At 72.6% G+C, this 13410-nt stretch carries 6 protein-coding genes; 1 reads left to right on the forward strand and 5 read right to left on the reverse strand.

Going from position 1 to position 13410, the window contains the following annotated elements; genetic code table 11:
• Nucleotides 1-12: 12 nt before the first annotated feature.
• The 3 genes from AW271_RS02695 to AW271_RS38195 are packed head-to-tail and all read right to left on the reverse strand — an operon-like array spanning nt 13 to nt 4282.
• Nucleotides 13-1296 (reverse strand): polysialyltransferase family glycosyltransferase, encoded by a 1284-nt coding sequence (locus tag AW271_RS02695; protein ID WP_218007923.1) that lies wholly within the window; start codon nt 1294-1296, stop codon nt 13-15.
• Nucleotides 1293-2231, reverse strand: coding sequence for a glycosyltransferase family 2 protein (locus AW271_RS02700; RefSeq protein WP_062331153.1), 939 nt, complete (start codon nt 2229-2231; stop codon nt 1293-1295). Before AW271_RS02700 ends, AW271_RS02695 begins: the two co-directional genes overlap by 4 nt.
• Complete coding sequence (locus tag AW271_RS38195; RefSeq protein WP_083975986.1) at nt 2228-4282, reverse strand: N-acetylneuraminate synthase family protein; 2055 nt, start codon at nt 4280-4282, stop codon at nt 2228-2230. The genes AW271_RS02700 and AW271_RS38195 overlap by 4 nt, the downstream gene beginning before the upstream one ends.
• A 356-nt stretch (nt 4283-4638) precedes the next feature.
• Between AW271_RS38195 and AW271_RS02715 the strand changes: the two genes are divergently transcribed.
• Nucleotides 4639-5490 (forward strand): alpha/beta hydrolase, encoded by an 852-nt coding sequence (locus AW271_RS02715; RefSeq protein WP_169806264.1) that lies wholly within the window; start codon nt 4639-4641, stop codon nt 5488-5490.
• A gap of 500 nt (nt 5491-5990) precedes the next feature.
• Here AW271_RS02715 and AW271_RS02720 read toward each other — a convergent pair whose 3' ends face one another.
• Together AW271_RS02720 and AW271_RS02725 are read right to left on the reverse strand one after the other, a co-directional pair.
• Nucleotides 5991-7463: a condensation domain-containing protein gene (locus AW271_RS02720; RefSeq protein ID WP_062331158.1), complete on the reverse strand. Its 1473-nt coding sequence runs from the start codon at nt 7461-7463 to the stop codon at nt 5991-5993.
• The gene (locus AW271_RS02725) at nt 7460-13258 is read right to left on the reverse strand and encodes a non-ribosomal peptide synthetase (RefSeq protein WP_062331161.1); all 5799 of its coding nucleotides are present in this window, start codon (nt 13256-13258) and stop codon (nt 7460-7462) included. Before AW271_RS02725 ends, AW271_RS02720 begins: the two co-directional genes overlap by 4 nt.
• Nucleotides 13259-13410: the final 152 nt, after the last annotated feature.

Below are 13410 nucleotides of genomic sequence, written 5' to 3' on the forward strand. Positions count from 1 at the left end.
ACCCGGAACCGATCAGCCTTTGACGATCTGCTTCAGCCGGGCCAGGCCGGTCTTCGGCGGCGGGGGAGGCGGCGGCGCGGGCCGGTCGATGAGGCCCAGCGCCTCAAGCCGCTTCTTCTTGAAGTAGCGCATCGGCCCGTTGGCCCTGATGTACGCCTCGGCCGCCGGCCGCAGCCCCGGGTGGGCTGCGCTCTGCATGCAGTAGGCGACCGCGTCGACCAGCCCGGCCGCGTCGGCGACCGAGGGCTCGGTCAGCGTGCCGTCGGCGTCGAGGCGGGGGACCGTGGCGTCGACGATCGTGACGGGCACCCGGTTGCTGTTCTCGTACGGCGTCAGCCGCTCCAGCAGCAGGTCGGAGCCCACCGTGGCGACCGGCAGGCCGAAGAAGCGGCGGGCGGTCATCAGGGCCGTGGAGAAGCAGCTCACCACCAGGCGGGCGCGCCGGGAGGCGAACAGGACCTCCGCCGGCGCCTCGTCGGGCGCCACCGTCAGGCTCGCGTTCAGGCCCGCCGCGATCTGGGCCAGCTCGCGGCCCTGGCGGCGGCCGGCGGCCGGGTGGGGCTTGAAGACGATCGACCGGTGCCCGCGCGCGATGACGCCGCGGATCATGTCGGCGTGGAGCTTGAACTCCTCGTCGGGGGTGAGGATGCCCAGCGACGACAGGTACTGGCCCAGCACGATCGCCTCGCCGTCGGGCATCGGCCCCGACGCCGCCGCGACCCGGCCGACGACGTCGGTGAACGCCCCCGGCGGCACGGCCTGCGGCGGCACGCCGTATTCGGTCAGCAGCAGCGGGGTCAGCCCGGGGACCAGGTCGAGGTGGAGGAGGCGGGTGATGCGCTGGGAGATCTCGCCCGGGAGCACGTCGCGGGTCGGGCTGTGGGCCATCAGGCCGTCGGAGTAGATCGTCAGCATGGCGTCCTTGAACAGGCCCGGCAGGGCCCGCGCGGGCGGCACGATGACCGACTCCAGCACCATCTCCTCGATGTGCTCCAGGCCCATCGCCGTCTGCAGGAGGCGGCCGAGCATGGGGGCCTCGATCGACCGGGGCTTCCAGTCGGACGGGTGGAGCGGCGCGATGATCTCGTTCCAGGAGACGATCCGGTCGAACCGGTCGCGCAGCGCCCCGAACCCGGGCGCCTCGTCGAGGCCGAGCGCGGCCTCGGGGATGGCGGCGTTGTTGGTGACGATCAGGACCCGCTCGGCGGAGCCCGGCGGGCCGAAGGCCCCGGCGTCGATGGCCGCCGCCAGGGACATGGCGCCGAAGAACCGCGAGGCGTGGAAGACCTGCGTCACGAAACCTCCAGGAGCCGGGCGATGTACTCCCGGCGGTCGGGCTCGATGGCGTCGAAGCTCTCCCTGACCATCGCCTCGGGCAGGCGGCCCAGCCGGTCGGCGCCGCGCGCCTCGAACTTGGCCAGGATCTCGGGCGTGAACCGCTCGTTGTTGGCCAGGTGGTTGTCGAGCAGGGCCAGGAAGGTGCGCACCACCTTCGGCAGGAACCGCTCCTCCACCTCCTCGAAGACCAGGTCGAAGGCGTCGAAGAAGTGGAGCTGCCGCTCGTCGCCGATCTGGGTGAGCGACTGCGGCACGCCCCGGCGGTAGAAGACGCCGGCCAGCGAGACCGCCGCGAACGACCGGGCCCGCTGGTGCAGCCGCCAGATCCACGGACGGTCCTCGGCCGTGTGGAGGCCGCCCGGGAAGGTGAGCAGGTCGCCGAGCGACTCGCGCCGGTAGACCCCGGCCCACGCGTAGGGGTAGTCGACCATCGTCTTGGCGTCGGGCGGCATGATCGAGTCACGCGGGTCGAGCACCACCCCGCGCCGGGCGACCGGCGCGCGGTGGGTCTCTCTCTTCAGGCCGTTGACCTGTACGTGGTCGACACGCACGAAGTCGCAGCCCAGACCGTCGATCGCGGCGACGAGGTCGGCCAGGTAGCCCCGGCCGATCCAGTCGTCGCCGTCGAGGAAGGTCACGTAGCGGCCGGAGGCCAGCTTCAGCCCGGTGTTGCGGGCGTCGGCCAGCCCGACCGGCACCTGATTGCGGATCAGGTGCAGGCCGGGGAGTTCCGCGCGGAACTCGTCGGTGATCGCGCCCGTGTCGTCGGCCGAGCCGTCGTCCACGACGATGTACTCGAAGTCGGCGCGCTGGTTGCGCACCAGCGACGTGAGCGCGTCGGCGATGAAGGGCGCGCCGTCGCGGACCGGGACGATCACCGAAAGGCTGATCACACGGTCACCCTGCGCAGGCGGGCCCGGGGGGCCTCCTCGCCGGGGAAGACGCGCTTGACGCCGTCGCCCAGGGCCTTCTCGATGATGCGGATGTCGCGGACGAGGTGCTCCAGGCCGCTCGGCTCCAGCGAGGCGGCGTGGTCGGAGCCCCACATCGTGCGGTCGAGGGTGATGTGACGCTCGACCGTGACGGCGCCGAGGGTGACGGCCGCCAGCGAGATCTGCAGGCCGCGCTCGTGGCCCGAGTAGCCCACCGGCACGCCGTAGCGCTCGCGGAGGGTCAGGATCGTGCGCAGGTTGGCCTCCTCGGGAGGCAGGGGGTAGGTCGAGGTGGCGTGCATCATGACCAGGTTCTGGGTGCCCAGGATATCGACGGCGGCGTCGATCTCCTCCAGGGTCGACATGCCGGTCGAGAGCAGGATCGGCTTGCGGGTCTCGGCCAGCGCCCGCAGCAGCTCGTGGTCGGTGATCGACGCCGAGGCGACCTTGTGGGTCAGCACGTTCATGTTCTCGAGGAACTCGACCGACGGGACGTCCCACGGGGAGGCGAACCAGTCGATGCCCCGCTCGGCGCAGTAGAGCGCGATCTGCTGGTACTCGTCCTTGCCGAACTCGGTCCGGATCTTGTACTCCATGTAGGTCATCTCGCCCCACGGAGTCTGCCGGATCTGCGAACGCTGCTCCATCGGCACGCAGATCTCGGGCGTGCGCTTCTGGAACTTGACCGCGTCGCACCCGGCCTCGACGGCCACGTCGATGAGCTTCTTGGCGATCTCGACGTCGCCGTTGTGGTTGATGCCGATCTCGCCGATGACGTAGACCGGGTGACCCGCTCCGAGCAGCTTCTCGCCGATGGCGACGGCCTTCGGCTCGACCGTGACGGCGCGCGGCCGGAGGGCCGGGGCGGGCGCGGCGGGGGTCGCGGGCCGGGCGGCGAGCACCCGGTCGGCCAGCTCGCGGACGGCGCCGGCGCCGCCGCTCTGGGTCAGCACGACCCGGGCGGCCTTGCGCACCTCGGCGCGGGCCTCGGGCACGGTGACCGGCCAGCCGACCAGCGCCATGCAGCCGAGGTCGTTGACGTCGTTGCCGACGTAGGCGACCCGCTCGGGGTCGAGGCCCTCGATGGCCAGCCAGTCGGCCAGCGCGTTCTGCTTGGCCGACAGGCCCTGCAGCACCGGCACGCCGAGCTTGCGGGCGCGGGCGGCCACGACCGGGTTCTGCTCGGTCGACAGGACCAGCACCTTGACCCCGGCGCGCAGCAGCAGCGAGACGCCCATGCCGTCGGCGCGGGAGACGGCGACCATCTCGCGGCCCTCGGAGTCGACGAACGCGCGGTCGTCGGTGTGCACGCCGTCGAAGTCGGTGACCACGGCGTCGACGTCGATCGGCAGCGGGGCGTCGACCACGTGGGCCAGCGCGCGCACGATCTCGAGGTCTTCGGGGGTGTCGATCTCGTGGGCGGTCACGCTCTTGACCGGCTGCACGGCGACGGTGCCGAAGAAGCGGTGGCCGGCCTCCAGGAACCCCTGGGCGCGCATGGCGTAGAAGGCGCCGGTCTCGCGGTAGTGGGGCTCCCGGTCCTGGCGGCGCGGGCGGGTCGCGGGGTCGTGGTTGACGCCCTCGCCGCCCTCCGTCCAGATGAACTCGTAGGTCTCAAGACCGGAGAACACGACGTCGGCCTCGCCCGACAGCACCTTCGCCACGGCGGCGTCGACGTCGGCGGGGTCGATGAACGCGCTGGTGCACTGGACGAGCAGGACGACCTCGGGGGTCTCGTCGAGCGACGACAGGGCGTGCAGGACGGCCGACTCGCTCGACGCGGTCGCACCCGCGATGTCGGCGGGGCGGTCGACGACCTGGGCGCCGGCGGCCTCGGCGGCGGCGGCGATCCCCTGGTGGTCGGTGCTCACGACCACGGTGTCGACGGACCCGGCGCGGACGAGCGCGCTGACGGCCCGGGAGACCAGGGGGATTCCTCCGACCCGCTCCAGGTTCTTCAGCGGAACTCCCACCGAACCACCGCGGGCGGGGACAACGGCCAGGACTCGCACGGGTCAACTCCTCAAAGGGCGGTAACCCCCCAGGGATGGGGGTCCCAGGAAACCTAGTCACGAGTGTGACCTGAATGGGGTTGCTGAGCTTAACGGTTATGAACGTACATGTTAACTTTCCGTGCCGTAAGCATCACTTTGATCTCTGTGACCGCTCTGACCAGCCGCTATTTCCCGGCGTTTCAGGGGGTATCGAGGCACCGAGTACGTCGTTTACCCATAAATCTTGACCCCTACCCAAATGATCAAAATTTAGATAGAAGTCACATATGAGACGTATTTTGCTGGCGGTGAGTTTACCTCTGGTTCTCCTTGCCGCCGGATGCTCCGCCGCCCCCCAGGAAAGGCAGGCCCCCTTGACGACCGCCCTCACCCCCCGCGTGGCCGACACCGTCGCCGTCGACGACCGCCAGGACCTCCTGACGATCGCCTCGGCCGCCCTCGGCCGCGAGGCGCTGGTGTGGGTGCTCAAGCCGGCGGGCTGGACGCCGGGCTCCACCGGCTGGCCGGTCCTCTACCTCCTGCACGGCTGCTGCGAGCCGACCGGCGACACGTGGCTGACCAAGGGAGAGGCGGCGCGGGTGACCGCCGGCCTGAAGGCGGTCGTGGTCGTGCCGGAGGGCGGCACGGACGGCTGGTACGCCGACTGGCTCGACGGCCCGAAGTGGGAGACCTTCCACCTGAAGGAGATGCTCCCCCTGGTGGAGGACCGCTACGGGGTGGGCGGGCGCCGCGCCGTCGCGGGCCTGTCGATGGGCGGCCACGGCGCGATGGGCTACGCCGCCCGCAACCCGGGCGTCTTCGAGGCGGCGGCGTCGTTCTCCGGGGTGCTCGACATCAGAATGGACGTCCCCGGTTTCTCCTCGTTCCTGAAGGACAACGGCGCCGACCCCGACAAGCTGTGGGGCCCCCTCCCGGCCCGCGAGGACAACTGGCGCGCCCACAACCCCGCCGACCTCGCCGACCGACTGAAAGACCTGCGCCTCTACGTCTCATCGGGCAACGGCGAACCGGGCGAATTCGACGAGGGAGACGGCACCGACTTCGGCGAACAGTCCATCCTCCGCCAGAACCAGCGCTTCCTCCGCGCCGCGCGACTCGCCGGCCTGACGGTCGAAACCGACCTCTACGGCAACGGCAAACACGACTGGCCCTATTGGACCCGCGCCCTCGAACGCGCCCTCCCCACCCTTCTCCCAGAAGCCTGATCCCCCTTCCCGCCGCCCACCACTATCCCGCCGCCGAGTTCCACAAGCTTTTCCGTTACGGCTCCGCCTGGCCGGCCACCCGACCACGCAAGGCCACCCGACGTGCCCGCGCAAACCCAGCCTGACGTCGCAGATGCGAGCGGCGGCGGGGCTTGCGCGCAGGGTGAACCGGCCTGCCACCCGACGGGCCCGCGCAAACCCAGCCTGACGTCGCAGATGCGAGCGGCGGCGGGGCTTGCGCGCAGGGTGAACCGACCTGCCACCCGACGGGCCCGTGCGAACCGAACCTCCACGTTGTCGGCGTGAGCGGCGGCGGGTTCGGTCGCGCAGGGTGAGTCGACGCGCCCGCGCTGGTCCCGCACCAGGGGCGCGGGGCACCCGTGTGGCCGTCGCCGACGTGCCGGCGCGGAAGGCGGCGCATGTACCCGCGCGACGATTCTGGCGGGTGCTGCCGTTCTGGCCGCGCGCTTTTGCCGAAATTTCGGGAAATGAGACCGCTTTCAGCGCCCCGGTCCTTCGCCTCCCGCCAGGACGTAATGGCGGGGGGTGATCGCCGCCATTCGGCCGGGGAGGAGGCTGAGGCATTTCGTGTGCAATTCCGCCGGGGTCATGGTCGTCGGCGCGTGGCAGGCGAGGGCGGAATCCACCGACGCGGGAATGCCGCAGGCGTCCGTCACGAGTTTCGTCACTTCCGGCAGTGAGACCCATTGGCCATCGCTGAACACCCAGGAATCGTCTCGCTCAATCGGGACGATCCCTGAAATTTCGGGAATAGTCACGGCATTTCCGTCCCCGGCCGCGATCAATACTTTCGCGATTCCCTCGCCGAGCCTCAGCGCGTCCTCCCTGGGCAGCACGCGCGGGTCGGCCCACAGGGTCAGGTCGAGTTCGCCGTGCAGGCGGTGCACCCACAACGCCGTCCGGCACGGCAGGGTCGACTCCGGCAGCCACACCGCGCGCACCTCGTCGCCCGTCGTCGCCGGACGCCCGGTGCGGCCGGTGCCGCTCATGTCGTTGAAGACCAGGTCGCGGGCGAAGAACACGCCGCGGTCGCGTTGCACCCGCTCCATGATGGCGATCAGCGCGTCCGCGTCGAAGCGGCTGTTCTGGTACGCCCCCAGCGCCGCCCCCCGCACCCCCGCGAGCACCTCCTCGAAGGAGGCCGAGACCGGCACCGGGACCAGGGCGTCCTGCGCCAGCGGGCCGACGTAGGAGCGCAGGTCGGGGCGGAACCGGTTGGCCGAGATCGACAACACCGGCGTCAGCGGCAGGCCGCCCCGCAGCCCGGCCAGCGCCGCGTAGGCGGCCAGGACGGCGGCCGAGCCGCTGACGCCCGTCCGGGCCGAGATGCGGGCCAGCGCGCGGGCCGCCCCGGCCGAGCGCACCCGAAGGCGCGGCAGCCGCCACTCGTGGCCGGTGTCGTCGACCGACACGGTCAGCGTCGAGCGTGGCACCCGCGACAACGCGCCGTCCCAGTAGCGCAGCGCCGCCTCGGCCCGCTTGCGCCCCGCCGGGGAGGTCTCGGCGAGCGCGACGTCCACGGGCTGGGGCGCGGTGACGGGGTCGAGCGGCTTGCCGACGACGATGTCGTCCCAGTCGGCCAGCAGCACGGCGAGCCCGGCCGCGTCGGCGGCGCTGTGGGTGGTCACCAGCGTCACCTGGTCGCCGGACACCCCCACCCGCAGCGGCAGTTCGTGCTCCAGGTCGAACCGGACCGTGTGGTCGGCCTCGGGGCCGAGGGCGATCTCCCCGGAGCCGTGCACCCGCTGCACGTCGCCGTGGAAGGTGGTCCGGAGCGACTCGTGCCGGCCGACCAGGCGGCGCACCGCGTCCTCCACCGGGATTCCGGCCGGGAGGCCGCGGACAACCCGGTAGTTCATGTGCTCCGGCGGGTCGGTGCGCACGCAGCGCACCATGTTGGCCTGGCCCATCGTGAGCGGGCCCTCGCGGGCGGGCAGCCCGGAGAAGATCACTGGGGCCTCCCGTGGACGAGCGCGGCGGCCTCCTCGTCGGAGAGCTCGTCGAGCTCGGCGACGATCATCTCCTCCAGCACGGCGGCCAGCTTCTCCACGGTGGGGGAGTCGAAGATGACCCTGATCGGCACCTCGATCCCGGTGATGGCCTTGATCCGGGCCAGCGCGCGGGCCGCCAGCAGCGAGTGGCCGCCGATGGCGAAGAAGTCGTCCAGCGCGCCGACCCCGGTGAGGCCGAGGACCGAGTCGTACACCTCGGCGACCAGGGCCTCGGCGTCGCCGCGCGGTTCGACGTGCCCGAGCGAGGCGCCCGCGTCGGGCGCGGGCAGCGCCCGTTTGTCGACCTTCCCGTGGGGGGTCAGCGGCAGCGCGTCCAGCCACATCCAGACCGAGGGGATCATGTACGCCGGCAGCGCGTCGCCCGCCCATTCGGCCAGGTCGGTCCGGGTTCCGGTGACGTAGGCGACCAGCCGGTCGGCGTCGGCCACCACCACGGCCCCGGTGACCGCCGGATGCGCGGTCAGCCGCAGTTCGACCTCGGCCGGTTCGATCCGGTGGCCGCGCACCTTCACCTGGTCGTCGGCCCGCCCGAGGAACTCCAGCCGCCCGTCGGGCCGGAAGCGGGCCCGGTCGCCGGTCAGGTAGAGCCGTCCCTCCGGAGTGGGCCGGAAGCGTTCGGCGGTCAGCGCGGGCCGGTTGAGGTAGCCGTCGGCCAGACCGGAGCCGCCCAGGCAGAGCTCGCCCGGCATGCCCGGCGGCACGGGATGCCCGTGGGCGTCCAGCACCAGCGCCACCACGCCCCCGACGGGCCGCCCGATCGACGGGCGCTCCTCGTCGGTCACGTCACCGGCCGTCGCGATGATGGTGCCCTCGGTCGGTCCGTAGGTGTTCACCAGGCGGACCGAATCGCCGAACCGCGCCCGCCACCGGGCCACGGCCGCGCCGCTCAGCTCCTCGCCGCCGAGGACGACCAGCCGCAGCCCCGGGGGCATCTCGACGTCGAGGGTGACCAGTTCGTGGAAGTAGGCCGTCGGCAGGTCGAGCACGGTCACGTCGCGCCCGCGCGGCGAGGCCAGGAGGGCCGGCAGCGTGAGCGGCCCGCCGGGCAGCAGTTCGAGGGTGGCCCCGGCCGCCAGCGCCGGATAGATCTCCTCGGCGTGGGTGTCGAACGAGTAGGCCGCGAACTGCACCACGTGGTCGCCGGGCGTCAGCCCGTACGCCTCCCGCATCCACGCCACCCGCGTGGCCAGCGCCCGGTGCCCGACCACGACGCCCTTGGGCGTCCCGGTGGAGCCCGAGGTGAACAACACGTAGGCGGCGTCCTCGTGGCTTCCCCCGGCGGCCTCCGAGCGCAGGAACGCCTTGCGCGCCTCGGGCAGCGCCGGGTCGACCGGCAGGTACGCCGCCCCGGAGGCCCAGGCCCCCAGAAGCGCCCCGATCCCTTCGGGGGTGCGGTCGAGCCCGACCTCCCGGATCGTGCGCCCGTTCTCGTGGACGGCGATCGGCAGCTCCCCGTAGGTCACGGTGCGCCCGTCGGTCCGGATGGCCACCGCGCCGGGCCGTTCGGCGATCTGCCGGGCGATCATCGCGGGCACCCGTTCGGGCTCGGGCAGCGCAGGGCCGTGCCCGGCCTCCTCCAGGAAGGCCCGGTCGGCGTCGGTCAGCAGCGGCAGCTCCGACAGCCGCCGCGCGGGGTCGGCCACCACGCCGAGCAGCAGCGTCTTCAGCCGGGCGGCCAGGCCCTCGGCCGTGGCGGCGTCGTAGAGCAGGGTGTCGTACTCCAGCTGGACGTGCAGGCCCTCGGCGTCCTGCCACGCCTCCAGCAGCAGGTCGAACTTGGCCTGGGCGTGCCCGCTCGGCAGGTCGGTGACGGTCAGCCCGGCGAACGGGCGCGGCACCCGGCCGGTCTCGTGGGTGTGCAGGATCGCCATCGTCTGGAAGACCGGCGTCCGGGTCAGGTCGCGTTCCAGCCGCAACTCGGTGACCAGTTTCTCGAACGGCACGCCGCGGTGCTGGAAGGCGTCCAGGACGGTGGTCCGGGTCGCCCGCAGCAGGTCGGTGAACAGCGGGTCGCCCGACAGGTCGCCGCGCAGCACCAGGATGTCGGTCAGGTAGCCGATCACCGATTCGAGCGCGACGGTGTCGCGCCCGGCGTTGGAGGTGCCGACGAGCACGTCGGTGCGCCCGGTGTGCCGCGCCAGCGTGGTCTGGTAGGCGGCCAGCAGCGTCATGAACAGCGTCACCCGGTTGTCGCGGGCCAGCGCGACCAGCCGCTCGGTCTCGGGGAGCCCGACGCGGAAGGAGACCGTCGCGCCCGGCCCGGCGTTGCCGGTGCGGGGCCGGTCGGGGTGCAGGTCGAGCGGGGTCGGCGCGGCCAGCTGCCGCCGCCAGTAGTCGACAGCCGCGCCGGCGTCGCGGGCCCGCTGCCAGACCGCGACGTCGCCGAACTGCAGCGGCACCGGCGGCAGCTCGACGCCGGAGTAGGCGTCGGCGAGCTCGTCGAGCAGGATGTTCAGCGACACCCCGTCGCCGGTGATGTGGTGGGCCACCACGCAGAGCACGTGCGCGCCGGGCGTCTCGACCACGGTGACCCGGAGCGCCGGTCCGGCGGTGAGGTCGAACGGGGTGTTGACCCGGTCGGCGACCGGCCGGGCGGCGTCGTCGGCGGTGATCCACTCGATGACCGGGGTGGTGTCGAGGATCGCGACGACGGGCTCGCCGTCGACCGCCGGGAAGCTCGTGCGCAGGATCTCGTGCCGCCGCGCGACCGTGGTCAGGGCGTCCTGCAGCCGGGCCCGGTCGAGGTCGCCGGCCAGGCGGCGGACCAGCCACATGTTGAACCCGGCGTCGGTGTCGGGGTGGAGCCGGTTGAGGAACCAGAGGCGCTCCTGGCCCGCCGACAGCGGCGGCGTGGTCCCGGCCGGGCGCGGCCGGGGCACGTGGTCGACCGGCGGGCGGGCCGCGTCGACCTGGGCGGCCAGCCCGGCGACCGTGGGGTGCAGGAACACCGTGCTCACCGGCAGCCGGACCGGCAGGCGGGCGATCACCCGGGTGGCCAGCAGCGAGTGCCCGCCCAGGGCGAAGAAGTCGTCGTCGCCGCCCGGGAGCGCGCGGTTCAGCACGTCGGCGAACACCTTGGCGACCAGCCGCTCGGTCCGCGTCTTCAGCATGCGCGCCGGGGCCGGGGTCGCCTCGGCCTTCGGCAGCGCCGTGCGGTCGACCTTCCCGTTGGGGGTCAGCGGCAGCGCGTCGAGCACCACGACCCGGCTCGGCACCATGTACGCCGGCAGCACCCGCCGCGTCTCGTCGCCCACCAGGGAGGCGTCGCCGGTGACGAACGCGACGATCGTGTCGTCCTGGACGGCGCAGACCGCCTGGCCGACCCCCTCGATCGCCTCCAGCACGGTCTCGATCTCGCCGAGCTCGATCCGGTGCCCCCGGAGCTTGACCTGGTTGTCGGTCCGGCCGAGGAACTCCAGGGTCCCGTCGCCGAGCATCCTGACCAGGTCGCCGGTCCGGTAGAACCCGTCGGCGGTGAACCGCTCGGCGGTCAGCTCCGGCCGGCCGTGGTAGCCCAGGGCGACCCCGAGGCCGCCGATGTGCAGCTCGCCGGGCACCCCGATGGGGGCCGGGCCGCCGTGGGGCGCGACGACGCGGACGACCGTGCCCGGCGTCGGGCGGCCGATGCTGATCGCCTCGGCGTCGCGCGGCACGTCCCAGGTGGTCGAGTAGATCGTGGTCTCGGTGGGGCCGTAGCCGTTGATCAGGCGGCGGGTGCGGGCGGTCAGCTCCCGGGCCAGCTTGGGTGGCAGGGGCTCCCCGGCGGTGATCGCGGTGACCGGCGGCCAGTCGGCGGTGAGCAGCACCCGCCAGCCCGACGGCGTCGCCTGCACGTGGGTGACCCCGTGGTCGCGGATCAGGTCGCCGACCACCCCGGCGTCGCGGGCGTCGTCGGCGAACACCACCCGCCCGCCGGTGATCAGCGGCAGGAACAGCTCGACGGCCGAGATGTCGAACGCGGTGCTGGTGAGCGCCAGCCACACGTCGCCGGGCGTCGACCCGACGACGTCCCGCATGCCGAGCAGCAGATTGGCGAGCGCGGGGTGCGGCACGACCACGCCCTTGGGCCGGCCGGTTGACCCCGAGGTGTAGAGAATGTAAGCGGGCGCGTCAGAGGAGGTGGGAGTGAAGTCGGCTTCCGGGACGGCGAGGTCCTCGTCGCGCAGCACGACCTCCGCGCCTGAATCTTTCAGAATGTATTCAACACGCGCCTGCGGATAGGCCGGGTCGACCGGCAGGTAGGCCGCCCCCGCGAAGTGGGCCGCCAGCATCGCCACGACGGTCTGCACGCCCCGCGAGGTCCTGATCGCGACCAGCCGCGCGGGCGGCAGCGAGGCGGCGACCGACGTCGCCCAGCTCAGCAGTTCGCCGTAGGTGACGTCGTCGACGGCGAGGGCGTCGGGGGTGTGTTGGGCCTGCTCGGCGAACAGCGAGGTCCAGGTGGCGACGTCGTGACCGGGTGCGCCCCGGCCCTGCTCGGTCAGCCAGGCCCGCTCGGCGGGGGGCAGCAGGTCGACGGCGTCGAGCGGCCGGTCGGGGTCGTCGAGGAGGGCGGCCAGCAGGGTGGCGAACCGGGCGCCCATGTGGCGGGCGGTGGCCTCGGTGAACAACTCGGTGGAGTAGATCAGCGAGCCGGTCATCGTGCCGTCGGAGTGGGGCCACAGGTCGAGCGACAGGTCGCAGCGGGCGCCGGTGAAGCCGCTCGGGAACGCCTCGGCGTCGAGGCCGGGGAGCGGGCTCGACACCGTGTCGGCGGTGTAGCTGTGCAGGGCGAACATGGTCTGGTAGACCGGCGTGCGGCTCAGGTCGCGGGGGAGGCCGAGCTCGGCGATGACGCGCTCCAGCGGCACGTCGGCGTGGGACATGGCCTCGATCAGCGTCCGCCGGGTCGCCTTGACCGCTTCGGCGAACGTGCCGGCCGGGGCTAATCGCAGCGGGAGCATGTTGGTCAGGTGGCCGATGACCTGCTCCAGGCCGACGTCGTCGCGGCGGGAAACCGGGGTGCCGAAGCAGAAGTCGTCCTGGCCCGAGTGCCGTGCCAGGAACACCGCGAACGCCGTCAGGTAGAGCATGAACGGGGTGGCCCGCATGGCCCGCGCCGTCTCGGCGGCCCGCGCGGCGGTCGCCGCGTCGATCGCCACGATCACCTCGGCGCCCGCGCCGCCGCGCCGGGCCGGGCGCGGCAGGTCGGTCGGCAGGTCGAGCACCGGCACGTCCCGCAGCCGCTCCACCCACCAGCTGGTGTGCCCCGCCTCGGGCGCGTGGACCTGCGGTTTCAGCGGTGGGAGCGCTCCAGTTCCGCCGTACGCGTCGGCCAGCTCGCGGGCCAGCACCGCCACCGACAGGCCGTCGGCGATGATGTGGTGCAGCGCGACGGCCAGCACGTGGTCGTCGGGGGCCAGCTCGATCAGCACCACCTTGATCGGCGGCTGCGACAGGTCCATCGGCGCGTTGGCCAGCTCGCGCACCATCTCCCGCGCCTCGTCCGGGCCGGCCGCGCCGAGCCGGGTGATCGGCACCGGCCCCGGGGGCAGCACCTCGGCGGCGGCGGTCGGGAACCGGGTGCGCAGGTTCTCCTGCCGGGCGGCCGCGGTCTCGAACGCCAGCGCCAGCCTCGGCACGTCGAGGGGGCCGCGCAGCCGGTAGGCGTGGCAGGTCGTGTAGGACGGGTCTGCGGGGTCGAGCTGGTGCAGGAACCAGAGGCGTTCCTGCCCGGGGGAGAGGGCGCGAGCCAAAGGGAGAACCGCCAAACTAAAACTGGAAAGTTTGCTTACAGTTAGCGAGATCGCCGTCAGTGAACCACGTGAACGGAGGGAGCGACAAGCCCTCGTCCCGGTCATTGTCCGCACGTGGGGGGCCGTGCGAAACTGACGATCTCCGCTTAACT

It is taken from the genome of Herbidospora sakaeratensis, assembly GCF_001570525.1.
Taxonomy (GTDB): Bacteria; Actinomycetota; Actinomycetes; order Streptosporangiales; family Streptosporangiaceae; genus Herbidospora; species Herbidospora sakaeratensis.